Source organism: Pseudomonas sp. PS01303 (genome assembly GCF_029959385.1).
In the GTDB taxonomy this organism is placed as follows: domain Bacteria; phylum Pseudomonadota; class Gammaproteobacteria; order Pseudomonadales; family Pseudomonadaceae; genus Aquipseudomonas; species Aquipseudomonas rustica.
Genome location: NZ_JASCPK010000088.1, coordinates 1 through 25,056, shown reverse-complemented (window position 1 = coordinate 25,056; position 25,056 = coordinate 1). Strand labels below are relative to the sequence as shown.

Sequence of the window (25,056 nt, the reverse complement as noted above, 5' to 3'; positions counted from 1 at the left end):
ATGCTCGCCACTTTCAAGATGACTTCATAGGCAAATCTGACGCCTTCGCAAGCAGGCTCGCTCCCACAGGGGAATGCATTTCAAAAGTGGGAGCGAGCCTGCTCGCGAAGGCGTCGGCCCAGCCGACAAGTTTGCCCACCAGCCTCTTGTGGGCCAGTATGCGCAGCAGCATCCGGCCGGGCATTCAAGGTAAACCGATGACACTTTCCTTCGACGACATCACCTGGCACCGCGCCGTCGGGCAATTGATCGAGGCGCTGGACAAGCCGAATTTCTGGGCGCAACTGGTGCGTTTGCTCGAGCAATACATGCCGTTCGATAGCTGGGTGGCGCTGCTGTTTAGCTCAGACCAACACCCGCAAGTGTTCGCCGCCAGCCCCGGCGTGGAGGGTATCCCGGACGCCCTGTTCGAAGATTACCTGCGCGGCGTGTACCTGCTCGACCCGTTCTATATCGCCAGTCGCGAGCAATCGCGCTCGGGGTTGTATCGTCTGTGGGAAGTCGCGCCCGAGCATTTTGAGCAGACCGAGTATTACCAGCGATACTTTCGTCTGAATGTGGTCGCCGACGAAATCCAGTTCAATTGTCAGCTCGAAGGTGATCGCACGTTGTGTCTGTCGCTGGGCAGCAAACAGCGTTTCAGCAGCGAGCAGATTGCCTTGTTGTCACTGATCCAGCCGTGGATGCTCGCGCTGTTGCGCCAGCGTCTACCCTATGAAACCAATGAAACCGGCGCGCCTGCCTCTGCCGATTGGCGGGTGCAACTGGAAACTTCGGTGCAACAACTCAAGGGCGCGCAACTGACCGCCCGCGAACTGGATGTCGGGCGTTTGATGCTCAGCGGTTGCTCCAGTAAAGAAATCGCCCGTAAGCTGGAAATCTCCGTAGAAACCGTGAAAGTCCATAAGAAACACATGTACAGCAAACTGGGGATCAAATCCCAGTCCGAGCTGTTTTCGATTTTTCTTCAGGCACAAAACGCCTGAAAAGATCGCAGCCTGCGGCAGCTCCTACAGTGGGCAAGCCATGCACTGACTTGTAGGAGCTGCCGCAGGCTGCGATCTTTTGAACCTGAGTCCGAACCAAGGAAACCGTATGAGCCTGTCACTCCTGAGCCGCTACGCCTTCTTTGCCGTCTGCGTGATTTTCACCCTCGCCAGCCTGCCTTTTCTCGACCACGACTGGCTGTGGCCGATCACCGCCGTCACCGGCGTCCTCAGCCTGATCGGTCTGTTCGACCTGCTGCAGACCCCGCACGCCGTGCGCCGCAACTACCCGATCCTCGGCAACATCCGCTACCTCGTCGAAGGCATCCGCCCGGAAATCCGCCAATATTTGCTGGAATCCGACAGCGACGCCCTGCCCTTCTCCCGCGCCCAGCGCTCGCTGGTTTATTCCCGAGCGAAGAACGAAACCGCCGACAAACCGTTCGGCACGCTGATTGACGTTTACCAGTCCGGCTTCGAATTCATCGGCCACTCGATGCGCCCGGCGCCGTTGAGCGATCCGAACAGTTTCCGCGTTACCGTCGGCGGCCCGCAGTGCTCGCAGCCGTACTCGGCTTCGGTATTCAACATCTCAGCGATGAGCTTCGGCTCGCTCAGCGCCAACGCCATTCGTGCGTTGAACCAAGGCGCGAAACTCGGCAACTTCGCCCACGACACCGGCGAAGGCAGCATCAGCCCGTATCACCGGGAAAACGGCGGCGACCTGACCTGGGAACTGGGCAGCGGCTACTTCGGTTGCCGCACCAGCGATGGCCGTTTCGACCCCGAACGCTTCGCCACCCAAGCGCAAAACTCACAAGTGCGGATGATCGAAATCAAGATGAGCCAAGGCGCCAAACCCGGCCACGGCGGCATCCTGCCCAAGCACAAAGTCACCAAAGAAATCGCTGAAACCCGTGGGATCATGATGGGCGAAGACTGCGTGTCGCCATCGCGTCACAGCGCGTTTTCCACGCCGATCGAGATGATGCATTTCATCCAGCAACTGCGTGAACTGTCCGGCGGAAAACCGGTGGGCTTCAAGTTCTGCCTCGGCCATCCTTGGGAGTTCATGGGCATCGCCAAAGCCATGCTGGAAACCGGCATCCTCCCCGACTTCATCGTCGTCGACGGTAAAGAAGGCGGCACCGGCGCGGCACCTGTTGAATTCACCGACCACATCGGCGTACCGATGCGCGAAGGTCTGCTGTTTGTGCACAACACCCTGGTCGGCCTCAACCTGCGCGACAAGATCAAACTCGGCGCCAGCGGCAAGATCGTCAGCGCCTTCGACATCGCCAGCGTGCTGGCCATCGGCGCCGACTGGGCCAACTCGGCGCGCGGCTTTATGTTCGCCATCGGCTGCATTCAGTCGCAAAGTTGCCACACCAATAAATGCCCGACCGGCGTCGCCACGCAGGACGCTTTGCGCCAACGTGCGCTGGTGGTTCCGGACAAAGCGCAGCGGGTGTTCAACTTCCATCGCAGCACGCTGAAAGCGCTGGCGGAAATGCTCGCGGCGGCGGGGCTTGAGCATCCGTCGCAACTGTCGGCCAAGCATCTGGTGCGACGCATGTCGGCGACCGAGATCAAGCTGTTTTCCGAGCTGCACGTGTTCTTGAAACCCGGTGAATTGCTCACGGGCGAAGTGAGCGGCGCATTCTATTCGCGGATGTGGCAGATGGCGCGGGCGGACAGTTTTGAGCCGAATGAAATCGCAGCGGCATAAGGTTGAATGCGCCAGTCTTAACCACAGGCTGGCGCCTCAAATTTCATACTCGCGAAACAATACAAAGCGGAAAAAGCAGTACCCGAGCAATAAATTCAGCACGGTAAAGGACGCCACTGTGATCAGCCCGTGCAGCGCGTGAGCATCGCCAATCAAGCCGATGCCCACACTCACGCCAGCCATCACACAGATGAACAGCAGATAGCTGAGCAGTGACGTTCCCGTCTCGAAGGTGTAAAGCATGTTCACGTAAAGCGTGAACGCCGCCGCCACGCAAAACGCAGCGAAGTTACTGGCCGCCTGGGACAAGCCACCGGCACTGCACATGACGAAAAATACCTGCCAGTGGATCAACGCATCGGCCAGGCCGATGACCATCAATGCAGAGAGTCCTTTCATAACCGCTCCTCGCCACCCAGGATTGGACAGAGGCTCACGCTAAGCCCGCTCCCCTCTTTGGTCTACTGTCAGAAATTACAGTTAGAGGATCCTTTCCGACGAGCGGTGCGGCGCTCGTTTATAGAAAGCAAAAGATCGCAGCCTCCGGCAGCTCCTACAGGAAACACGTTCCAAGGTAGGAGCTGCCGAAGGCTGCGATCTTTTGTTTAGAGGCTATGAATCAGGAAGCCGAACGCGCCGCACCTTGTGTGACTTGCGTCGGTTGCAGCTTGAACACGTAGAACAACACGGTCAGCAGCACCAGGAACGCAGGCCCCACATAGAGCGCCACGCGGGTGTCCGGGAAGTACGCCATCAGGCCGACCACCAGCACCAGAAACGCCAGGGCAAAATACGAGCTGACCGGGTACAGCCACATCTTGTACTTGAGGCCGGCACGTTCGCTGGCGCTCAGGCCTTTGCGGAATTTCAGTTGCGCCAGCAGGATCATCACCCAGGTCCAGATCGCGCCGAAGGTCGCAATCGAGGTCACCCAGACGAAGACTTTTTCCGGCACCAGATAGTTGAGCATTACGCCCAGGAGCAACACCGCAATCGACAGCAGCAATGCACGACGCGGCACACCGTTGTTTGACGTCTTGGCGAAACCGGCCGGGGCCTGACCGTTCTGCGCCAGGCTGTAGAGCATGCGCCCGGTGCTGAAGATGCCGCCGTTGCACGACGACAGCGCCGCGGTGATCACCACGAAGTTAATGATGCCGGCAGCGGTTTTGATGCCCAGACGTTCAAACGTCATCACAAACGGGCTGCCCTGGGTGCCGATTTCATTCCACGGGTAGATCGACAGGATCACGAACAACGCGCCCACATAGAACAACAGAATCCGCCAGAACACCGAGCCGATCGCGTCGGGAATAGTCTTCTGCGGGTTCTTCGCTTCACCGGCAGTCAGGCCGATCATCTCGACACCGAGGTAGGCGAACATGACCATTTGCAGGGACATCAATACGCCGGTCACGCCGTTAGGCATGAAGCCGCCGTGGGCCCACAGATTGGAAATGCCCAGCGCCACGCCGTCATTGCCGAAACCGAAAGCGATGATGCCGACGCCGCCGATGACCATGGCAATGATGGTGACGATCTTGATCAGCGCGAACCAGAATTCGAATTCACCGAAGGCTTTAACCGCGATCAGGTTGATCGAGCCCATGCTGATCAGCGCCGCGAGGGCCCAGATCCAGCGCGGCACATCGGGGAACCAGATGCCCATGTACACCGCTACAGCAGTGATTTCGGCGACGCAGGTTACCAGCCACAGGAACCAGTAATTCCAGCCAGTAAGGAAGCCGGCCAATGGGCCGAGGTAGTCTTGCGCATAGCGGCTGAACGAACCGGCGACCGGGTTGTGTACGGCCATTTCGCCGAGGGCGCGCATGATCACCAGGATCGCCAGGCCGCCAAGAATGTAGGAAATCATGATCGCCGGGCCGGCCATTTCGATGGCCTTGGCCGAACCTAAAAACAGACCGACGCCGATACAGGCACCGAGCGCCATCAGGCGAATGTGCCGTTCGCCGAGTTCGCGTTTGAGCGGACCGCCCTGAGCGGTTTCGCCGTGAGGCAGGTGATTGCCGACTGGCATGGGGTACAACCTCGTCTTGTTATTGGATATGACCACCGAGTGTCGCAACGTCGGCCGGTAAGCCTTGGCTGCCGTGAAACCGCGTCGGCCTCGTGGGCAAACGCGTCTTGTAGGACAAAACCTGCAAGATCAGCGGGGCGTGCAGTATAAAAAGCCTTGGGCAGGGCTTTTCACTCTATAAACCACAACATTCAGCGACAACTCTCGGCAAAAGCCCGGTTTGCGGAGAGGCATTCCCTGCTTCGCGTAGGAATATTCGCCGCCGAAAAAGGCGCCGAGTATTGCACAGCATTGGTGCATCGTCATGTCCCTGCTTTGGCAATATTGACGGATGGATAGCTCTATACCGGCCATTTCCAGCCTTCGTTCATTCTGTCAGCAGATGGGGTTTCTTGTGGCGAGGGGATTTATCCCCGTTCGGCTGCGCAGCAGTCGCAAAACCTGCAAATGCATTCTCACAGAAGGATTGAGGTGTCTGGATTTGGGGCTGCTTCGCAGCCCAACGGGGATAAATCCCCTCGCCACAGATCCTGCACTTATCTCAGACATTTCCTTCAGGGATTGCAGATCCGAGTCGGACGACCGGGCACTAGTCTTGATGTGTGATCAATCAATGCAAGGAAGCAATATGACCGTCCAACCCAACTCACATCGCCTACGCCAAGGCAGATTCTCCGAACCCGGCCGCGCCTATTTCATCACCTCAGTCATTCACCAGCGCCAACCCGTCTTCGCCGATTGGCAAACAGGCCGATTGCTGGTGGCAGAGCTTCGCAAGGCACATGACCAAGGCTGCGTAGAGTCCATTGCGTGGGTGGTGATGCCTGACCATTTCCATTGGCTGGTGCAGTTGCAAAGCGGTTCGCTCGCGGAGGTCATTGGCGCAATAAAGGCCCGCTGTACTCAGGCCGTCAATCAGAAAAACGGGAAACAAGGGCCGTTGTGGCAGAGTGGCTTTCACGACCGTGCGATTCGTAATGATGAGGATTTGCTGCCGTTCGCCCGGTACATCGTGGCCAATCCATTGCGGGCTGGTTTGGTAAACAAAATTGGCGACTATCCACTTTGGGATGCCTGCTGGCTGTAACGTTTACTTTCAGCGACTCAAACAATCTGTGGCGAGGGGATTTATCCCCGCTCGGCTGCGCAGCAGTCGCAAAACCAATCAATGCGGTGTGTCAGAAACACTGCATTGGCTGGTTTTGGGGCGGCTTCGCCACCCAACGGGGATAAATCCCCTCGCCACAAAATCTCCAACCTCACAGCCATCTGCCGCTCTTCCAGATTTATTCAGCAACTCTCGCCACCCAACCCGTCACAATTTTTTCACCACTGCCAACCACCGTCTAAGCTTCAAACAAGTCCGATCAATCTGCGTGAATGGATCAATCGACTATGGGCGCTTTGTGGCAAACCGATTCGAGTAAATCTGTGGTTCCGACTGAGAGTGTGGATCAAGCGCCTGTCCCCGAAAAACCACGCCGTCCCCGGCATGGCTGGAAGGCTTTCTGGTTATTGCTGCTGATTATTGCAATCGTGGTGGGAATGGCTGCGGCCAAGGAAATGCGCACCTCGCGTTTCCAGTCGAGTGAGTTGAGCAAACTCGCCGCCTCGCTGACCTACAAACTGGAACCGGGCCCCAGTGAAGCGATTCACTACCCCGGCAACGGCCCTTTCGATTTGCGTCTGGGTTACAGCGCCCTCGATGAATTCCTGCCGCGTCTGCTCAAGCGCAATTACGTGATCACCGAGCAGACCCGCTTCTCCCCCGCCCTGCTCAGCTACACCGGCAAGGGCCTGTTCGTGCCCTATTCGGAAAAAATTCAGGCCGGCCTGACCATCACCGATTGCCGCGCCGCGCCGCTGTACAAATACAACTATCCGCAACAGCTCTACTCGAACTTCGCGGCGATCCCGCCGGTGGTGGTCAGCAGTCTGTTGTTTATTGAAAACCGCTTTCTGCTCGACCCTAAACAACCCCGTGCCAACCCGGCGGTGGACTGGCCGCGCTTCGGCATGGCGGCGTGGTCGCAAGTGGCGAAACTCCTCCATCTTCCCGGGCAATCAGCGGGCGGCAGCACCCTGGCGACACAACTGGAAAAGTACCGCCATTCGCCGGATGGCCTGACCGTGTCGGGCGCCGAGAAGATCCGCCAGATGATTTCCGCCAGCGTGCGCGCCTATCAGGACGGCCCGGACACCTTGGGCTCGCGGCAGAACATCGTCCGCGATTACCTCAACAGTGTGCCGCTGTCGGCAGTCCCGGGGCACGGTGAAGTGCACGGCATGGCCGAAGGCTTGCGCGTCTGGTACGGCAGCGATTTCAACAAGGCCAACGAACAACTCAACAGCCCAGCCACCGACCCGAAAACCATGGCCGACAAAGGTCTGGCCCTGCGTGAAATGCTCTCGCTGATGATCGCCCAGCGCCGTCCTTCGCACTATTTGACCAAGGGCCGCGAAGAACTCGCCGACCTCACTGACAGCCACCTGCGTCTGCTTAAACAGAACGGTGTTATCGACAACGCACTGGCCGATGCCGCACTCGCCAGCAAGGTCATCTATCGCGACTGGCAGACCCAGCCGACCATTCAGCCTATCGAAACCAATAAAGGCATCAGCGTCGCCCGCAGTCGCTTGGCGAGCATGCTCAACCGTCCGCTGTACGACCTCGATCGTCTCGACTTGTCCGCCACCAGTACCTTGCAAGGCGACCTGCAAATGCAGGCCACCGAGTACCTGAAAAAACTCGCCGACCCGGCCTTCGCCGCCGAAATCGGCCTGATGGGCGAACGCCTGCTGACGCCCACCAGCACCACCCAGGTTCGCTACAGCTTCACCCTGTTCGAGCTGACCCCGGATGGCTCGCGCGTGCGCATCCAGACCGACAGCACCGATCAGCCGTTCGACATTAATGAAGGCAGCAAACTCGAACTCGGCTCCACGGCGAAAATGCGCGTGCTGACCACTTACCTGCAAATCATCTCCGAGCTGCACGACAAATACGCGGGCATGTCGGTACCGGAACTGAAGAAAGTCGAGGTGCCGGATCAGGATCGCCTGAGCCGCTGGGTCATCGATTATCTGGTGCAAAACAAGGATCGCGACCTGTCGAAAATGCTCGGTGCCGCGCTTGATCGCAAATACTCGGCGAGCCCCGGCGAAGCGTTTTTCACCGGCGGCGGGCTGCACTTTTTCCACAACTTTCGCAAGGAAGACAACGGCCGCCTGCCGACCCTGCGCGATGCATTGCGCGAGTCGATCAACCTGCCGTTCATTCGCCTGATGCGCGATGTGGTGCGCTACGTCACCTACTCCGGCCCGAACAGCAGCGCCGAATTGCTGAAGGACGACCGCGACCCTCGGCGTCAGGAATACCTGGCCAATTTCGCCGACCGCGAAGGCACCGCGTTCCAGCTCAAGTTCTGGAAAAAGTACAAAAACAAAGACACTCAGGCGCGCCTCGAAACCTTCCTCGACAGCATGCGCCCGACCCCGATCCGCATGGCCGCCGTGCACCGCTATCTATTGCCGGATGCCAGTCAGGAAGACTTCAACACCTTCGTCCGCGCTCACCTCAAAGGCGCCAAGCTCAACGAAAAACTCACCGATGATCGCTTGATCCGCCTCTACGATTCCTACGGCCCGGGCAGCTATGATTTGCCCGATCAGGGCTTCATCGCCAAGGTGCACCCGCTGGATCTGTGGATGATGGGCTACCTGCTGCACAACCCGGACGCGACCTTCAGTCAGATCGTCAAAGCCAGTCACTTTGAGCGTCAGGAAGTCTATAGCTGGCTGTTCAAGAGCAAGCACAAAGGCGCGCGCGACAGCCGCATTCGCACCATGCTCGAGATCGAAGCGTTCCTTGAAATTCACCAGCGCTGGCAGAAAGTCGGTTACCCGTTCGACCACCTGGTGCCATCGCTGGCGACCGCGATCGGCAGCTCCGGCGACCGTCCTGCGGCGCTGGCCGAATTGATCGGCACCATCCTCAACGACGGCGTGCGCATGCCGACTTTGCGCATCGACAGCCTGCATTTTGCCGCCGGCACGCCGTACGAAACCCTCGTGACCAACGACCCTCACGTCGGCAAACGGGTGATGCCGTCCGAGGTCGCCACGGCCATGCGCGAGGCGCTCTCGCAAGTAGTCGACTCCGGCACCGCCAAGCGTGTTTCCGGCAGTTTCAAAACCGCCGACGGTACGCCGTTGGTCATGGGCGGCAAGACCGGCACCGGTGATAACCGCATCGAAGCGATTGGCTCGGGCGGGCGGATTCTCAGCTCGAAATCAATCAACCGCACCGCGACCTTCGTGTTCTACATCGGCGACCATCATTTCGGCACGCTGACGGCGTTTGTGCCGGGCCGTTCGGCGGAGAACTTCAAGTTCACCTCGGCGCTGCCCGTGCAGGTGCTCAAAGGCATGGCGCCGATTCTGTCGCCGTATCTGCAGCCTGACTCCCACACCCGCTGCGAGGTGCCTGTCGTCGCCCAGCGCAATTGAAATATTCGGTAAATCCCGCAAACACTGCGATACACAAACGATAACTATGTATCGCATGCCCTCCTGAGCAGCCGCGCAAACTGACATCCTTTCTACGCCAAAAGGATTTTGCGCATGTCTGATTCCCGTGCTCGGGGTATTCACTTCGAGACCTTGAAAAAGGCCATTCCCCACGTGCTGATCAAGGCCTCGGCAAAACGCCGGGCCGAACTGCGCGAGATCCGGCCGATACTGCCGGTCTGGTTCGCCAAGGCTTCCGCCGATAAGCAAACCCTGCTCAAGCCCGCCATCGAAGCCTTGCACCTGCGACAAAACGAACGGGACGCCCTGTTCGACAAAATCCAGAGCATCGAAACATTTGCCAAAAAACTGCTTGAACCGGAGCTGCACAAACTCGACCCGGGGCTGGATGCCGACGACACCTGGTTACGCCTGTACGCGCCGAAAAGCCTCGGCATTTTCGGCCTCAAAAGCGAGGCGTTGACGGTCAAGACCTTGTCACTGTTGCAAGCAGCTTTGCATAACTTTGAATACGACGAGACCCGGCCGGGCTTCTACGAGCCGAACTCCTGTTTCATCACTCGACCGGACACCAACGGTCATTTCGAACAGATCAATACGCCGGTGAGTGTCGACGTGTTTGCCCGTCTGTGCCGGCGTCTGAATATCGGCGAGCAATACCAGCGCTACCTGAAGGATTTTCTGCGCCCGCCCGGCAACCGTCTCGTCGAAAACCTGCTGCGGCAGATCAACGGCGCTTACTACAAACAATCCCTGCAGACTGCAGCCTCTCTGGCGCTGATCAAAAAGGACATCGGTCAGGCCGAATACAATCAGTTGATGAAAGTCGTCAAGGGGGACAGCGTCGTCATGGACGGCAAAAAACAACTGCGCTTTTGCGGCTTGAGCATCATGGGATTGCGCCTGACCGATTGCGTGTTGTTCATTCCGTGCGAGTTACATCGCTACAGCACCGGGTCGATAATCGCCTGGATCCCCGGTGACCCCGAACATCCGGTCAAACGCTACGCCAGCTTCGAGGCGTTCCAACAGGAACTGACCCGCCAACTGACCGCCCGCGCCAGCAACATCAGCACCGATGCCGGCTCGCCAACGTCGTATCAACTGTTCTTTAGCCGCTTCGTTGCGCAGAAGGACAGGCCGTATTACTTCAGACGCTTTAACGAGACCGTCAGCGATGGCCCGCCACGGACTTTGGTCGAGAAATGGCGCCATCACGAGCTGGTACAACTGGGCGAACGACTGGTGCTGCACGTAGACATTCCGCCACCGCGCGAATTCGGAGTTCGTCAGGATCCGCTGGAGTCGCCGAACTTCCACATCAGCGACTGCACCTTTACGGGCAAAGGCCCTTGGGAGGACTTCGAACTGTGGCCGGTGTTGCATGAAACCGCCCTCGATCAAATGATCAGCGACGCCAGAGTCCTTGCTGTACCCAACGCCGACGAGGACGCGAAAGCGCGCTCCGAACGCTGGGCCAATTATCTGAATATCGGCTTTATCGCCCTCGGCGCCTTTGCCCTGGTGGTACCCGGGCTGGGCGAATTGATGCTGGTTGTCACGGCCGGGCAGTTGCTCTACGAAACACTCGAAGGTGCGGTGGAGTGGAGTGAGGGTGATCGGCAAGCCGCGTGGATGCATTTCAGCGACGTCATTGAAAATCTCGCGATGGGCGTTGCGCTCGCACCGGTTTTCCACTTCACCGTTTCACCGTTTATTGAGAGTCTGAAAGCGGTTCGGCTGCCAAACGGTAAGACCAGGCTGTGGAAACCGGATCTTGAGCCTTATCGATATAAAGGTGCCGTGCCGCAGGATTTGCCGCATAACGGCCAAGGCTTGTATCAACACAACGGCAAAAACCTGCTGCGCCTGGACGAACATCATTACGAATTGTCCCGACAAGCGACGACCGGTGCGCTGACTGTGCGTCATCCCACGCGGCCGGACGGCTTTGAAGTATCAGTCAGAGATAACGGTGCCGGTAGTTATGTACTCGACGGCGAAGAACCAAGGCACTGGGATGACGCGACTCTGATGCGCCGAATCGGGCACACGGTTCAATCCTTCAGTGACCCGCAAGAGCTGGAACTGATCCGGCAAACCAGCGGCACCTCGCCTGGCGTTTTGCGTCGCATGTATCGCGACAATGCAGGACTGCCGCCCCTGCTCGCGGACACCGTGCAACGCTTCAAAATCGAACGCGATGTGCGCGGATTTGTTGAACAGGTCACCAGTACCGATCCGTCGCTGCAGGCCTTGGCACGTCGCGACCCGGCCAGTCAGTTGCAGATCATCGAAGCGCAAGGGCTATGGCCCGCCGGTGTGCCATTGCGGGTCAACGACAGTCGTGGCCTCACGCTGTGGGAATCGTCAGCGGCGAAAACCGTTCAAGGAAGAAAACTGGTCGTTCAGTTGAGCGACCAGCAAATCGCCAACGGTGAAGGATTGAGCATTGTCATGGACACGCTGAACCACCACGGCGCGCCGGTGGCGGTCGACAGTGAAGCAATCTTGCAAGCACGCATCGCCCGCGCTGCCAGATCTTCACGCAAGGCACTGTTCGATCAGCGTTACCAGCATGAGCGAAGCCCCGCCAGCCCGGCCAGACAACAACTCGAACAGTCATTTTCGCAACTGCCGGCGACAGTGGCCGAGACCTTGCTCGGCCATGCAACTCCCGCTGAGCTGGACTTGATGGATCAACATCAACACCTGCCGTTGCGCCTGAAACACCTCGCCCGTGAACTGCAATTTGAAACCGCTACCCGCCATGCCTGGCAAGGCTTTCATCACGATTGGCTGGCAACCGCCGACACCGAACGTCTGGCGCTCAACGCTCTGCGCCTCCACAGCGATGCGATGGCTGAACTGCGTATCGAGGTTCGCCAACAGTCGCCGCAGGGCACATTGATTTGCAGCGTGGGTGCCGAGGACGCGGCCACTGTTCGCACACTGGTCAAAGATCACGACTTCAAATACCTGGCCCATGACGTCCAGGGTCAGCCCCTGCAGGAACAAGCGGGCGACCTGTTTCAAGCGATCCTGACTGCATTGCCCGCTCGACAGCGCCAGGCATTGGGTTATCGACTCGATGACGCCGCCGGTTTCAAACAGTGGATCATGGCCAAAACCGAAGCGGCCAGCGTACGCCGCAGCCTTTTGGCCGCGCCACCGATCAGCACCGTCACGCCTACCGAAACCATCACCTTGCTGGGCGGCCCTGGCTATTCGCGGGTCGGAGAGTCTGTGGAGCAACGCATCCAGGATATTTATCCACACCTCAACGAAAACGAAGTGCAGGGGTTTTCCCGAGCCCTGAGCGCCGAGGGTGACGCAGAGTCAGGTATCCGTCGCATCGAAAATGATCTCGACACATTGCGCATCATCCTCGACACGTGGCGCTTCGAGGAGGTCATCAACTGGAACGCGGGCAATGGCGGTACGCACAATCTGGCATTCACGCTGGATGGAGGCCTGCACCTCACTGAACGGTTGATGGCTTGCTTCGAACGAAAATCCGTGGTTTTCGGCGAACGCAGCATCGCTCCGCAAGCCGGTTATACGCTGGATCTTTCATCGGAGTTGCGTCGCTACAACCTCGAACACTGGTGGAAAAAGCTACCCGACATCAAATCCTATCTCGATCAGGTCACCACCCTTTCAGTCGACAACGTGCCACTCTCTGAAGGGGCTGCGGGGCTGCTCAAAGACTTTCCTCACTTACGCCAGTTGAGCGCGCGAACCTGCGACCTGAAACGCCTGCCGGCCACCATTGGCAAAATGCGCCAGCTGGAAACCCTGCGCCTGTCGGGTAACCGGATCGAGTTGACGCCTGAAACCGTCGAACAATTGAAAAACTTCACACGCCTGCAAACCTTGCGTCTGGATGAAAATCCGCTGGGCCTGTCCCCCGATGTGAGTCGAATGCCACGCCTGAGCATTTTGTCGCTGAACGATACCGGCCTGACGGCCTGGCCCGAAGGTCTGTTCAAGAAGCAACGGCCCAAGCAGTTTTTCCTCGACATGCTGGGCAATCCTATTAATGAAATTCCGCAGGTGGTGCCGGGCTCCAACAACGCCTTTATCGTCGCTCGAACTCGCCTGATGGCCAACGAGTTGTCCGAGGTCAATCGCGTCCTTTACGAGCATTACCGAACCTCGGTAGGGCTGATTCCCGAGCATGTCGGGTCAGCCGCGACCACCGACATGCTCGGGCGCTGGCCTCTAAAGACCGACGCGCTGTTCACACGCATACCCGGTCTGGGCATTTACCGCCCGGAGGCCTGGCCCGATCTGGCTTCGGAACCCAATTCCAGGGGTTTCTTCAAAATCATCAATGACCTGACCCAGTCCGCCGACTATCGTGCCGGTGGCTCGGCACTGGAACAGTTGAGCGACCGCGTCTGGCGAATGATCCACGCCATCGACATTGATAAAACCTTGCGTCAGGAGCTGTTCGAAATGGCCATCGCCCCCGTCAACTGCCGGGACGCCGGGGCGCAGGTGTTCAATCAGATGGGGATCAAGGTGATGGCAGCCGAGGCCCGGCTGTCGTCGACGTCCAGAGAAATACTTGAACGAAAACTGGTGGTATTGGCCCGGGGTGCAGCACGTCTGGAGCATGTCGATGATGTCGCCCAGGCGGACATTCAAAGCCGTGGCGGCAATCCTGATGTCGTTGAGGTCTATCTGGCCTATCAGACGGGTCTGGCCCAGCGCCTGGATTTGCCGTGGCAATCGCAGAACATGCTGTTTCGGATTACGGCGGGCGTCGATCAGGCGAAAATCGACCTGGCTTTCGAAACGGTGACCGCGATGGAAGCTGGCGACGGTTTGGTCAACCGCATGCTCGAACAACCGTTCTGGAGCGACTATCTACGTGAGGCCTACCCCGACCAGTACTACGCCAATAAAGTCCGCTTCGAGGAAAAAGCCTCGGAACTGGACGACTTGCGCACCGTGCAGGCGCAGTGGGCCAGCTCAATGGATCCCTATCCGGAAAAAGCCGCGTTACGCGACAGGCTCAAGGATCTGGCGCGAAGGGTTGGCGTGCCCAAGGACCAAGTGCTGACCGGCCAGCCAATGCCCGATGCCTTGTATGATCGCCTGATTACCGATCTGGGCGATCAGGAGCAACAACTTGCCCGTCAGCAGACGCGCGATGCGCTGGAAAAAGCCGTGCTCTGAACCTGCGGGAACCGGTTGGCGGGCAGCCCTCCCATTGCCAACCGGCTCGCTTGATCAGCCGACCTCGGAATCCCAGATCACCGTGACGGTGCCCTTGTAAGTCGAAGCTCCGCTGGACAACATACGCTCGACATCAGCCTGTTCAACACCGAAGTGCAGCACCCCGGGTTTGCGATCAATGTAGATACCGGGCTCGAATAACTCGGTGCCCACGCCACTCACTCGCAAAGGTTGCCGAATCACAGGACGGTTGCCTGCGGAGGTCAGGCCTGAGGGCAACGTCACAGCGACTTGCAGCGGCACCGCGTGGCCATCCGGCTCATGCAGTGCGCAGGTATCGCCCAGCGTGTACTGACACTGCATTTGCATTTTGAATTGCGAGCTGGTCCACAGATTAAAGGTCTGATCGCGGAACAATCGTGTCGGTTTGCGCCCCTGATTGAGCCAGGCCTGCCAGCCACCTTCAGGTGTCAATTCAACTTTGTTGCCACCCGGGGGAATTTCTACCTTGAGCATATGCTCCACCGTCAGGGTGAAGTTCAACTGCAGCAGATTGTCATTAGGCATCATCAGATCGCCCATATCGAAATCCTTGCCCGGCCCCACCGTGTATTCGATGCTGCCAAGATATCGACCGGACTTCATGGCCAGCGGGTTAGGCGTACGCAGTTGGTAGCCGTAAACGAAGTAGCGAAAATAAAACGCAGGGATCAGAAACCGCGCCTGTTTGGCGCACACTCCGGCGTTCACCGGAACCTTCCAGAAACTGTTGTAGCCAACAGGCCCCGCTGTCGCACTGCCCACACCCAAACACGGAGCCGGTGCTTCCCGCCAAGACCCGCCCGTCCACAAAATGCTCCATGCCAGCGAAAAGTCGGTACCCGCCTGCTTCTCCACAATGTCAGTGACAGGTTCGAACAGGCCTGCCTCATGCCCAATGCCGGCAATGCGTACTTCAAGCACGTCCGTATCCCCGGACTCGTGGGTGACCACGATCCGCTGCCAATGGGAAGGTACCTTGGCCATCCCTCCCTGACGTGGATCAGTGTGAAAAGCCCGGATGGGCTCTTTGGCATTAAAAACAATGGGCGCGACCAAACTGAACAGACCCTCGGGTTTGCACTGATTGGGCAACTGAAGACAAAAGCCCTCTGAAGGCGTCTGGTTGATGAACTCGTTGCTTTGCGGATTGGCCGAGTCAGGCCGAAACAACGCTTCAATTTCTTTGACGGCCGCGGATGCCGGCAACGTCGCGAGACCCGCCATCAGCATGACGGTCAAACTTCGATATAGATTGATCATGATCCCTCACCCTTCATTCCCGGTAACCGGTCATCAAGCACCCGGCAACATCGCGTTGAACATCATGTTGACGTTGCCGAAGTATTTACCCGGTTTGTAGACGCCATCTCCGGGGGGCTGTGGAGTGATTTCCAGCAACACCCGGCGACCCTGCCGACCGTCCGCCGCAGACACCACTTCAACCGCCTCGCCCACTTTCAGTTCTCTGCCGTTGAACACGACCTGCAATTCGATCTCGTGGCCGGACTCGCCGCTGGACAGATACGCCAGACCGTCCAGACGTGCCTCGATCGCGCCCCCCTCGTTCTTCACATCAAAATCCTTGCGCAACCCACCGAGCGTCGAATTGAGCAAACTCCACGGTAACCGCTGCTCCCGGCTGATCCATCCGGGATCGGCCGGCAGCACATGAAACCTGGAAGTAGGGATGCTCACCGATACGTCAAACTCATACGCTTCGCGGGCTGCATGGGCGCAAGTGCACATCAGCCATAAGCCGCTCAGCGTCACCAGCGCAATCTTTCGCCTGTTCATGATTGATCCTCTGCCATTCGATCGGCCTTGTCCCTAACCCTTCACTTCCACTTTCTTTTTCGCCGCGCCTTCGATCACGGTGAAGCGGTATTGGCGCCCCGCCTGCTTGTCGAAGCGGAACGTGCGACCGGCGAGAATGTGGTGTTTGGTGGTCGGCTGGCAGTCCTGCTCGTTGCCCACGACGCAGTCCTTGAACTCGTCGATGACCACGACACTGTTGCCGTTATTGCGGATTTGATAGTGGCCGTTGCCGTCATCAACCACGCTGTCGAACCGGGTGTTTTTAGGGCGGACAAAGAACACCGTGCCATAACCGGCCAGCACCGTAACGCCAGCGGCAAAGTCTTTTTTGTAGTCGGCCTGCTCTTCATCCGTGAGCGCAAATTCGTCGGCGGCTTCAGGCACCACCGGCACAAAACGGACGCGGAAATAACGCTCCTTTTCACGCTCGCCCATGTACAACAAGCGCGTGCCTTGAGTGCCGTTGGCCGGCACAATCAGCCGCGCCGGGCTGGCCATCAGACCGTCGCGTGCCGTGGCACCGGCCTGGGATTGCAATGGAATTTCACGGGCATTGCCTTGCTCGTCGAAGAGCATTTCGAGGATGTTGATTTTGATGAACGCGGTGCTGTCACCACCGTTGAACACACGCTTCAGATAAGTGCTCTTGTCAGCATCCAGATAGTCGTAGACCACGCCGACATTGATCTGCGGAGCGGCAAAAGCGAGGGGTGCACACAAGAAAAAACCAATTGCCAACAAACGTTTCATGTTCGATTTGCCTCTGTATTTTCAACACAGCCGCAACGGGCTGTCACAGCGAGTGACGGGTTTAAGGTCTGATCAACCTGCGGTTTCAAGAGCAATAGCGTTGTCCGCCAACGTATCCGGCGTGCAGCGCAAATCACCAATCATCAGCACGTTGTTTTCCACCCGGGCGGCATCGGTGTTCAAACGGAACCGGCAGAGCAATTGATCGCCCTGACGCACTTCCAGGGTCGGCGCTCCGGCGTTCATTTCCATCGAGAAGAATCCGTCGACTTCACTCACGCCACGGCTGGCGTGGTTGATGATGTGGTGGCCCTTGAGCGGCTGGCCTTTGGGGTCGATCAAGCGGCCAAGCACGGTCAGGGTTTTCATCACGCGGATTTTTCGATAGTCCACGCCGCCCTTGTTCAAGTGGTAACTCGTGCGTGCCGGTTGGATCGCCGCAGCCGGGACGTCGTTGCCTTCGAAATCGAAGCTCACCGTGCCGTTTTTGTAAGCGGTGATCGGGATGAAGTTTCGCCCTGGCCGCAGGTTGGCGCTGCCACCGCTCAAGTCATCGGCGCGCAGGGCGATGTCGTCCAGATCAGACTCGACATCAACGATCATCCCGGCGCCACCTCGATCGTGTTGGCTGGTCATGGCGATGTATTGGCCACTCAGCGCCACGGTGCTGTCGAGGTTCAAACCGCCGGAAAAATTGTTGTTATACGACGAGCGCTGAATGAAGCCGTCGCCGTTGACTGCGTCGCTCTGAAAGCTGCTAGTCCCGGAAAGCCCCAGACCGTAAGTGTCGGTGATCGCCGTGGCCGAGACGCTTTGCAGCACGTGATCCTGCAAGTCTTTGCGATAGGTGACGGACGCATTGTTGTCACGCCCACCATCGCGTGAAGTGCGCGAGCCAAGGCTGCCGGAAATCTGCTCGCCCGGCCCGCCCAGCGCCAGGCTGACACTCAGGTCGACCCCGCGATTGCGCGCATCGCCGCTGCTGAAACTGCCCGGGCGGTCGAACACCGAGAAGCGCCAGTTGGCATCGCTGCCAAACAATTCGCCGCGCTGCGTCCAGCCGAGATCGAGACCGACACCTTCGATATTGCCGTCGCTGTGCGAGACCCGTGCGTTGATCGAACTTTTGTTGCTGACCCGATGATTGACCGACAGCGCCGAGTTGCTGGTCTGGCCGATGAACACGTTGCGCTGCCGTACTCGCGTGCCGTCGGGCAGGGTTTCGTAGGTGTTGGTGGTATCGAGCCAACTGCGGTTGTGGGTCAGGAAAATACTGCCCGAGCCGTAGCTGTACATGCCTTGCAGATCGAGGCCGGTGCCGTGGTCTTCGGTTTGGTAAACATTGCCGAACACACTGGTGTTGTTGGCCAGCGTCCAGTCGATCGAGGTGCCGTACTGCAGTTTTTCGCTGATCTGCCGCCCGGAAAATCCGACGATGACCCGTGGATGCAGCAAGTAGTTGAACGCTGCGCCCGCCGTCATGCCGCCGGACGCCTGATCGTCCCAGTTGCTCCACAATTTGCTCTCGCGCCCGGCGAACACGTTGTAGCGCCAGCGCTCGTCATGATTGCGCCAGTTGTTCGGTTTGTAGATCAGCTCGGACGTGGTGGAGGTGATCTGGCCGTCTTCGATCAGGCGCACTTCAACTTCATAGATGCCGCCGGGTAATGGTCGGGTGTCCAGAGTTTGCAGACCGGCGTCGACCGGTTGCGTGTTGATCAACATGCCGTTGCGATAAATCTCCACCGAAGCCTGGCGGTTCGCGGTGACGTAGAGCGGATAAACGCTGGGTTTCGGATTGTCGATCGCGAGGCTGTCGGAGCTGCCGTACATGGCGCCCACCGCCGTGTCCGGGCTGACACCGAACGAACGCGGCTGGCGGGTCAGGCCTTCGGAATCGGGCATAAAATAGCCCAGGCGAACAAAACTGCCCTGCAGCTCTTTCTGGCTGTAGAGCTCTTGCACGGCGTGATACATCTGCTCATCCGAACCGCCCAGACGGGCCATTTGTACGTTCAGGCTTTGTGTCCAATTGCCGAGGCTGCTGCTGGTGACCAAGCCGTAACGACCACCAAGATCCTGATCCTGACCGCCGTTGAGGTTGAGCTGGTTACGCACGATCAACCCGGTGCTGCCGGACTTCGGTTGCAGGTAATAGCGCGGCGCCTGGCTATCGCGCTCAGCATTCTCGGTGACGATCGATACCAGCGAATTTTCCAGGTTGTAGTGCACGGCGAGCATCTGCGCCGGGCAACTGCCCTGACAGTTGCCCAGCAGCACACCCCGACCGAGATAGTCGGCCCAGACATCGCGTTCGATGGCAGTGAAGTTACTGTCGGTGCTCTCGGTAAATTCGAGCAGGGTGATGCGATCATCGCGAGATAAAACAATCATCGCTTCGCCCAAAAACTGTTGGTCCAACTCCACACGCACCGCAAGTGGCACATCAAAGAAGTGCTCTTCGAATTCACTCGGCAACCCTTTTGCCTGCGCCAGCAAGTTACGTGGCGTATGACGGTCATCCGTAGGCGCAGCCAAGGCATTGGCACATAAAAAAAGTGCAAGCGCTGCCGCGATGGGTGTCATCGGAAACATGAACTTAGTTACTCTTTTTGTTTGATCGGCCAAACGCCGACCGAACGCTAATAAATAGCGACCGGCCGGGCGTACCCATTGCCAAAGACTGACAGTGGTCGAAAGCGCTTTATTGCGTAATGCGCGGAATGGCGTCGAACATCACCACCGGAGTGGCGGTGTACAGGCCGGATTGGCCGTCGGCCGGTTTGGCGGCGGTGATCACCAGATCAGCACGCATGCCGCCGTTGGATTCGGTGTCGCCGACAACTTCTTCAGACGCGCCGGTGAGGGTTTTACCGTTGAAGGTGTACGTCAGCGCAATGGTATTGGCACCGTTGAACAGAGGCTGTGGGCCACCCTCAACGTAAGCACCGACCGAGCCCTGGGTGTGCTGGATGTCATAGGTACCGCGCACCGGGGACAACGTGCCAGCGCCGATGACGTAGCGCATTTCTTCGTTTTTGCCGAAGTTCGGATCGACCGGCTGTGCATGGAACACCTTGCTCGGAATGTCCGCGACGATATTGATGGCGGTGCGCGATTCTTCAGCCGCAAAGGCCACCGAAGCACCCAGTGTCAGCATGGCCAGAGGAGTAGCGATTGCAAGTTGCTTGAGCATGATTAACTTCCTGTCATTTCGTTGTGGGAGTTGGCTGAAGTCCTGCACCTCATTACAGGTCTGAATAACAAAGCCAGCTGGGCTCAGACATGTAAGAAAGTGGACGTTCAACGCCGGGGAATATTCCGCTATTCCCACCACGAAATAAGCAGGCCGTTTCTGACGCACGCGTAGCCCAAGTGCTATTTGACTTGAAAGAAAAAAAGCAACTTTCAAGAAAAACACCTGAGCAACTGTAAGACCGGTACTACATCAGGACAAAATGAAAAAGTGGCAGGCTATGCAACTTCTGTAAGAACCAAACTACACGCACAACAAAATAAGGAGGTGATCGATGCTTTAGAGTAATTAACCAAACTAACTGAAAGTTGTATAGGCATTTATTGTTACCGGCGCCGCGAAAAAATCCTGCCCAATTGCCCCTTGCGCCAGCTGCGCGCTCGTGCAGACAGCTCGACCGTTGGTCATTTCAGCTTGATCAGGCCATAAGATATATCTTAAGTTGTATCTAAACACGACGAGAGAAGTCTGAAATGAGAGACCATCATTCCCCCCACCGCGAACATGGCGACGGCCGTGACGGCTTCGAAAAACGCCCCGGTCGCGAACGCGGCGGCCGCGGCCCACGGGTGTTTGCCCCCGGCGATTTGAAATTGCTGCTGTTAGCGTTGATCGCGGAACAGCCGTGCCACGGCTATGACCTGATCCGCCAGATCGAAGGCATGTTCGACGGCGCCTACAGCCCGAGCCCCGGCGTGATCTACCCGACCCTGACCTTCCTCGAAGAAAGCGACCTGATCGCTGGCGACGCCGAGGGCGGGAAAAAACGCTACAGCGTCACCGAGGCCGGTCGTTTGTCTTTAAGCGAACAAGCCGTGGCGCTGGATGGCGTGCGCATGCGCATCGACGTCAGCAAACGTTCGCTGCGCGGCCATGACCGCCCTGCCGAAATTCACGAAGCGGTGCACAACTTGCGCCACGCCTTGCAAATGCACCACGGCCGCTGGAGCCCGGAAGAAATCCTGCGTGTGCGTGACCTGCTCAACGACACCGCGAAAGCCATCGTCGACGGCCCCGCCGTTCAACCTGCCTCGGAGAAAGCCGAATGACTGCAGTCGATACCCAAACCATTCACCGCGTGATGCACGAAATCAAACGCCGCAAGCTTGAAGTGTTGCGCGTGGTTGACCTGACGCCGCGCATGCGCCGCATCACCCTCGGCGGGCCTGAGCTGGCCGGGTTTATCAGCCTGGGCACGGACGATCACGTCAAACTGCTGTTCCCGCAGAACGCCGAGCAGGCCGCCGCGCTGGAAACCATGGTGCTCGGCGCCGGCAAGGACGATGGGCCGAAGCCTGAGATGCGCGATTACACGCCGCGCCGTTACGACCTGGATGCACTGGAACTGGACATCGATTTTGTGCTGCACGGTGACGGCCCTGCGTCGACCTGGGCTGAGCAAGCTGCACCGGGACAATTCCTGCACATCGGTGGGCCGCGTGGCTCGATGATCGTGCCGGATATTTTCGACAGCTACCTGCTGATCGGCGACGAAACCGCCCTGCCCGCCATCGCCCGCCGCCTCGAAGGGCTGGCGGCGAATCGTAAAGCGCTGGTGGTGATCGAAGTGGAAAACGGTGCGGAACAGCAAGTGCTGGAGAGCGCGGCGCAGGTCAATGTGATCTGGGTGTTGCGTGAGGGCGGCCAGGATAACCTGCTGACCACCGTGAAGCAGTTGCAGGTGCCGAAGGGCAATCAGTACGCGTGGGTGGCGACGGAGACCAAGGTGTCACGGCAGATTCGCCGGGTGCTGATTGATGAGCACGGGCTGGATGAACAACTGATCAAAGCCGTCGGCTACTGGCGCGCTGAGGGCACTTCTGAAGATGAGTGACACAAATCCCCTGTGGCTGGGAATTACCTGTTTCTGCTGATCACCTGTGGTTAGTGATGACCTGTGGCGAGGGGATTTATCCCCGCTGGGCTGCGAAGCAGCCCTGAAACCGGGCACTGCGGATTACCTGACACAACTCATAGAATGTTTTGGGGCCGCTTCGCAGCCCAACGGGGATAAATCCCCTCGCCACAGGTTTCTCATTTACCACCGGTTCATCACTGATCTAAAGATCGGGTTGCGCGCCAGCGGTCGAGGCCGATCACCAGCAACCCAATCACCACAAACCCCAGCAATATCCCCCCGGCATTGATAAACACCTGTGGATAACCCAACACCGCGACATCAATGAACGGATACGCATACGCGCCGAGCAAATGCCCGCGCAGCAAGGCGTAGATGAAGTACACCAGCGGATAAATCAGCCACAGCGGCAGATGCCACAGGCGCAACGTGCGCTTGGGCACGCACACCCACCAGTACCCCAAAAACAGCAGCGGCATCACGTCGTGCAGCAATTCATCGGCAACAAACTGCCAACCTTCCGGGTGCCACAAATGCCGCAGCAAAATGCTGTAGGCCAGGCCGACCACGACAATGCTCACGGCAATCCCACTGCTCACCCACGGCTGTAGAAACCAGCGACGTGCAGCGGACTCACGCTCGGTCACTGCACACGTCAGCACCGTCGCCACCAGCGTATTCGTCCATATCGTGAAGTAACTGAAAAAGCTCACCAGCCCGCCTAACAGACTGGCGCTGACGCTTAAGCGTGCGAAGAAAATCAGGTGCAGCTGAATAGCCAACCCCGCCCAACCCAATACGGCCGCGCAGGTGATCAGGCGATGGCGCCAGACGGCGTCCATCTCAGAGTGGTCGCTTGGTGCGCATCAACTTAACGTACAGACGCTCGACCTTCTCCCGCGCCCACGGGGTTTTGCGCAGAAACGTCAGGCTCGACTTGATGCTTGGATCGCTTTTGAAGCAGCGAATATCAATGCGCTCGGCCAGCCCCGACCATTCGTAATGAGTCACCAAAGCGTTGAGGATCTGTTCGAGGGTGACGCCGTGCAGCGGATCGGGGGTTTGGTCGTTCATGCCAGGCCTTTGGGCGAAGTGAAAAATGCGGAAGCCGCGCACCTTAGCCGAGGGGGTGGTTCGGTGGAAGGGCTTCCTTCAAATGTAGGTCAAGGTCAAAAGATCGCAGCCCTCGGCAGCTCCTACTGGTGCACGCATTTCAATGTAGGAGCTGCCGAAGGCTGCGATCTTTTCGCACTGTTACCAAATCTGAAAGGATGCATGTTCACAAAAGGCCTTTGTCTTTTTGTTACAGATCATTATCCTGCCGCCCTTCAGCTGAATCGCTTCACTGCCTGCGACATATTGAAGCGCTCAATTTGCACCCCGAAAACACCAAAAAAAGACTTATTCATGCCCGATTTTTCCTTCTCCCGAGACAGCGCTATCTCAGCCCTGCGCGCCATCGGTGGCTGCACCGCCCTTGGCCTCGCCACTTGCGTCCAAGCGGCTCCCGCGTTCGACAGTGAATCACCGTACATGCTCGGTGACTGGAACGGCACGCGCACCGAACTCTCGGAAAAAGGCTACGACTTCAAACTCGATTACACCGGCGAAATGGGCAGCAACCTGCACGGCGGTTACGACCATGACCGCACCGCGCGTTACAGCGATCAGTTCGGTCTGGGCACGCACCTCGATCTGCAAAAGATCCTAGGCTGGGACGATGCCGAGTTTCAACTGACCATCACCAAACGCAGCGGCAACAACATCAGCAACGATCGCATCAACGATCCGCGCGTTGGCGGCTTCACTTCGGCCCAGGAAGTCTGGGGCCGTGGCCAGACCACGCGCCTGACGCAGATGTGGTATCAGCAGAAATTCTTCGATCAGAAACTCGACATCAAAGTCGGCCGTTTCGGCGAAGGCGAAGACTTCAACAGCTTCCCGTGCGACTTCCAGAACCTCGCGTTCTGCGGCTCGCAGGTCGGCAACTGGGTCGGCGGCATCTGGTACAACTGGCCGGTCAGTCAGTGGGCGCTGCGCGTCAAATATCACCTGACCCCAGAGTTGTACGCGCAGGTCGGTGCCTATGAGCAGAACCCGTCGAACCTCGATCGCGGCAACGGCTTCAAACTCAGCGGCAGCGGCACCCAGGGCGCAATCCTGCCGATCGAACTGGTGTGGACGCCGAAGCTCAACGGCCTGCCGGGCGAATACCGCGCCGGTTACTACTACAGCAACGCCAAAGCCACTGACGCTTATAAAGATCAGAACGGCCAACCGGCGGCCCTCAGTGGCGAAGCCTATCGCAGTGCGTCGAGCAAACACGGCGTGTGGCTGGGCATTCAGCAGCAAGTCACCAGTGTGGCCAGTGACAACAGTCGCGGCTTGAGCGTGTTCGCCAACGGCACGATGCACGACAAGAAAACCAACGCGATCGACAACTACGTGCAGGCCGGCATTACCTACAAAGGCCCGTTCGACGCGCGCGCCAAGGACGACATCGGTTTCGCCCTCGCCCGCGTGCACGTCAACCCGGCGTACCGCAAAAACGCCGAAGCGACGAATCAGGCCAATGCCGTTTACGACTATGACGATCCGGCGTTCTTGCCACCGCAAGACACCGAATACAGCGCCGAGTTGTATTACGGCGTGCATGTAACAAATTGGCTGACCATACGTCCGAACCTGCAATACATCCGCCACCCCGGTGGCGTGAACGACGTCGACGACGCCCTGATCGGCGGGATCAAGATCCAGTCCTCGTTCTAAAGAACCACACAGATCCCCTGTAGGAGTGAGCCTGCTCGCGATAGCGGTGTTTCAGGCGACATCTCCAGTGACTGAAACAGCGCTATCGCGAGC

Annotated in this window: 17 protein-coding genes; 8 read left to right on the top strand and 9 right to left on the bottom strand. The window is 58.3% G+C overall.

Annotated elements, in window-relative coordinates:
* The first annotated feature begins 197 nt into the window (after window positions 1-197).
* Entirely contained in the window at window positions 198-986 is a 789-nt protein-coding gene (locus QMX93_RS20775) for a LuxR C-terminal-related transcriptional regulator (protein WP_282357826.1), read from the top strand.
* Between the two features lie 109 nt (window positions 987-1,095).
* Window positions 1,096-2,715, top strand: a complete 1,620-nt coding sequence (locus QMX93_RS20770; RefSeq protein WP_282357825.1) for an FMN-binding glutamate synthase family protein — start codon at window positions 1,096-1,098, stop codon at window positions 2,713-2,715.
* Between the two features lie 36 nt (window positions 2,716-2,751).
* Here the strand turns inward: QMX93_RS20770 and QMX93_RS20765 are convergent, their stop codons facing one another.
* Together QMX93_RS20765 and QMX93_RS20760 are read right to left on the bottom strand one after the other, a co-directional pair.
* Window positions 2,752-3,114 (bottom strand): polysaccharide synthesis protein GtrA, encoded by a 363-nt coding sequence (locus QMX93_RS20765; protein ID WP_282357824.1) that lies wholly within the window; start codon window positions 3,112-3,114, stop codon window positions 2,752-2,754.
* A 220-nt stretch (window positions 3,115-3,334) separates the two neighbouring features.
* Entirely contained in the window at window positions 3,335-4,756 is a 1,422-nt protein-coding gene (locus QMX93_RS20760; RefSeq protein WP_053123460.1) for an amino acid permease, read from the bottom strand.
* A 628-nt stretch (window positions 4,757-5,384) separates the two neighbouring features.
* Here QMX93_RS20760 and QMX93_RS20755 point away from each other — a divergent pair.
* The 3 genes from QMX93_RS20755 to QMX93_RS20745 all read left to right on the top strand — a co-directional run bounded on the left by QMX93_RS20755 (window position 5,385) and on the right by QMX93_RS20745 (window position 14,473).
* Window positions 5,385-5,843 carry a transposase gene (locus QMX93_RS20755; RefSeq protein ID WP_282357823.1) on the top strand — a complete coding sequence of 153 codons (459 nt, stop codon included), beginning with the start codon at window positions 5,385-5,387 and terminating at the stop codon, window positions 5,841-5,843.
* Window positions 5,844-6,151: 308 nt separating this feature from the next.
* Window positions 6,152-9,265, top strand: coding sequence for a transglycosylase domain-containing protein (locus QMX93_RS20750; protein ID WP_282357822.1), 3,114 nt, complete (start codon window positions 6,152-6,154; stop codon window positions 9,263-9,265).
* A 114-nt stretch (window positions 9,266-9,379) separates the two neighbouring features.
* Complete coding sequence (locus QMX93_RS20745; RefSeq protein WP_282357821.1) at window positions 9,380-14,473, top strand: NEL-type E3 ubiquitin ligase domain-containing protein; 5,094 nt, start codon at window positions 9,380-9,382, stop codon at window positions 14,471-14,473.
* Window positions 14,474-14,527: 54 nt separating this feature from the next.
* On the opposite strand, the gene QMX93_RS20740 is transcribed toward QMX93_RS20745, so the two are convergent.
* From QMX93_RS20740 to QMX93_RS20720, 5 genes are all read right to left on the bottom strand, one after another.
* A complete protein-coding gene (locus QMX93_RS20740) occupies window positions 14,528-15,775 on the bottom strand; it encodes a hypothetical protein (protein WP_282357820.1) in 1,248 nt (415 codons plus the stop codon).
* A 33-nt stretch (window positions 15,776-15,808) separates the two neighbouring features.
* Window positions 15,809-16,309, bottom strand: a complete 501-nt coding sequence (locus tag QMX93_RS20735; RefSeq protein WP_053123469.1) for a CS1 type fimbrial major subunit — start codon at window positions 16,307-16,309, stop codon at window positions 15,809-15,811.
* A gap of 33 nt (window positions 16,310-16,342) precedes the next feature.
* A complete protein-coding gene (locus QMX93_RS20730; RefSeq protein WP_282357819.1) occupies window positions 16,343-17,080 on the bottom strand; it encodes a molecular chaperone in 738 nt (245 codons plus the stop codon).
* Between the two features lie 72 nt (window positions 17,081-17,152).
* Window positions 17,153-19,675 carry a CS1-pili formation C-terminal domain-containing protein gene (locus QMX93_RS20725; protein ID WP_282357818.1) on the bottom strand — a complete coding sequence of 841 codons (2,523 nt, stop codon included), beginning with the start codon at window positions 19,673-19,675 and terminating at the stop codon, window positions 17,153-17,155.
* A 109-nt stretch (window positions 19,676-19,784) separates the two neighbouring features.
* Window positions 19,785-20,276: a CS1 type fimbrial major subunit gene (locus QMX93_RS20720; RefSeq protein ID WP_159815105.1), complete on the bottom strand. Its 492-nt coding sequence runs from the start codon at window positions 20,274-20,276 to the stop codon at window positions 19,785-19,787.
* 533 nt (window positions 20,277-20,809) lie between these two features.
* Between QMX93_RS20720 and QMX93_RS20715 the strand changes: the two genes are divergently transcribed.
* Together QMX93_RS20715 and QMX93_RS20710 are read left to right on the top strand one after the other, a co-directional pair.
* The gene (locus tag QMX93_RS20715) at window positions 20,810-21,385 is read left to right on the top strand and encodes a PadR family transcriptional regulator (protein WP_053123477.1); all 576 of its coding nucleotides are present in this window, start codon (window positions 20,810-20,812) and stop codon (window positions 21,383-21,385) included.
* Window positions 21,382-22,170, top strand: coding sequence for a siderophore-interacting protein (locus tag QMX93_RS20710; protein ID WP_282357817.1), 789 nt, complete (start codon window positions 21,382-21,384; stop codon window positions 22,168-22,170). Before QMX93_RS20715 ends, QMX93_RS20710 begins: the two co-directional genes overlap by 4 nt.
* Window positions 22,171-22,388: 218 nt before the next feature.
* Here QMX93_RS20710 and QMX93_RS20705 read toward each other — a convergent pair whose 3' ends face one another.
* Complete coding sequence (locus QMX93_RS20705; protein ID WP_282357816.1) at window positions 22,389-23,036, bottom strand: Pr6Pr family membrane protein; 648 nt, start codon at window positions 23,034-23,036, stop codon at window positions 22,389-22,391.
* A 1-nt stretch (window position 23,037) separates the two neighbouring features.
* A complete protein-coding gene (locus QMX93_RS20700) occupies window positions 23,038-23,268 on the bottom strand; it encodes a VF530 family protein (RefSeq protein WP_008088485.1) in 231 nt (76 codons plus the stop codon).
* Window positions 23,269-23,601: 333 nt separating this feature from the next.
* Between QMX93_RS20700 and QMX93_RS20695 the strand changes: the two genes are divergently transcribed.
* Window positions 23,602-24,963: a carbohydrate porin gene (locus QMX93_RS20695; protein WP_212546309.1), complete on the top strand. Its 1,362-nt coding sequence runs from the start codon at window positions 23,602-23,604 to the stop codon at window positions 24,961-24,963.
* Window positions 24,964-25,056 lie beyond the last annotated feature (93 nt).

Coding starts and splice junctions, on each gene's coding strand:
- QMX93_RS20775 (WP_282357826.1), top strand. CDS start 198: ATGACACTTTCCTTCGACGACATCACCTGGCACCGCGCCGTCGGGCAA.
- QMX93_RS20770 (WP_282357825.1), top strand. CDS start 1,096: ATGAGCCTGTCACTCCTGAGCCGCTACGCCTTCTTTGCCGTCTGCGTG.
- QMX93_RS20765 (WP_282357824.1), bottom strand. CDS start 3,114: ATGAAAGGACTCTCTGCATTGATGGTCATCGGCCTGGCCGATGCGTTG.
- QMX93_RS20760 (WP_053123460.1), bottom strand. CDS start 4,756: ATGCCAGTCGGCAATCACCTGCCTCACGGCGAAACCGCTCAGGGCGGT.
- QMX93_RS20755 (WP_282357823.1), top strand. CDS start 5,385: ATGACCGTCCAACCCAACTCACATCGCCTACGCCAAGGCAGATTCTCC.
- QMX93_RS20750 (WP_282357822.1), top strand. CDS start 6,152: ATGGGCGCTTTGTGGCAAACCGATTCGAGTAAATCTGTGGTTCCGACT.
- QMX93_RS20745 (WP_282357821.1), top strand. CDS start 9,380: ATGTCTGATTCCCGTGCTCGGGGTATTCACTTCGAGACCTTGAAAAAG.
- QMX93_RS20740 (WP_282357820.1), bottom strand. CDS start 15,775: ATGATCAATCTATATCGAAGTTTGACCGTCATGCTGATGGCGGGTCTC.
- QMX93_RS20735 (WP_053123469.1), bottom strand. CDS start 16,309: ATGAACAGGCGAAAGATTGCGCTGGTGACGCTGAGCGGCTTATGGCTG.
- QMX93_RS20730 (WP_282357819.1), bottom strand. CDS start 17,080: ATGAAACGTTTGTTGGCAATTGGTTTTTTCTTGTGTGCACCCCTCGCT.
- QMX93_RS20725 (WP_282357818.1), bottom strand. CDS start 19,675: ATGTTTCCGATGACACCCATCGCGGCAGCGCTTGCACTTTTTTTATGT.
- QMX93_RS20720 (WP_159815105.1), bottom strand. CDS start 20,276: ATGCTCAAGCAACTTGCAATCGCTACTCCTCTGGCCATGCTGACACTG.
- QMX93_RS20715 (WP_053123477.1), top strand. CDS start 20,810: ATGAGAGACCATCATTCCCCCCACCGCGAACATGGCGACGGCCGTGAC.
- QMX93_RS20710 (WP_282357817.1), top strand. CDS start 21,382: ATGACTGCAGTCGATACCCAAACCATTCACCGCGTGATGCACGAAATC.
- QMX93_RS20705 (WP_282357816.1), bottom strand. CDS start 23,036: ATGGACGCCGTCTGGCGCCATCGCCTGATCACCTGCGCGGCCGTATTG.
- QMX93_RS20700 (WP_008088485.1), bottom strand. CDS start 23,268: ATGAACGACCAAACCCCCGATCCGCTGCACGGCGTCACCCTCGAACAG.
- QMX93_RS20695 (WP_212546309.1), top strand. CDS start 23,602: ATGCCCGATTTTTCCTTCTCCCGAGACAGCGCTATCTCAGCCCTGCGC.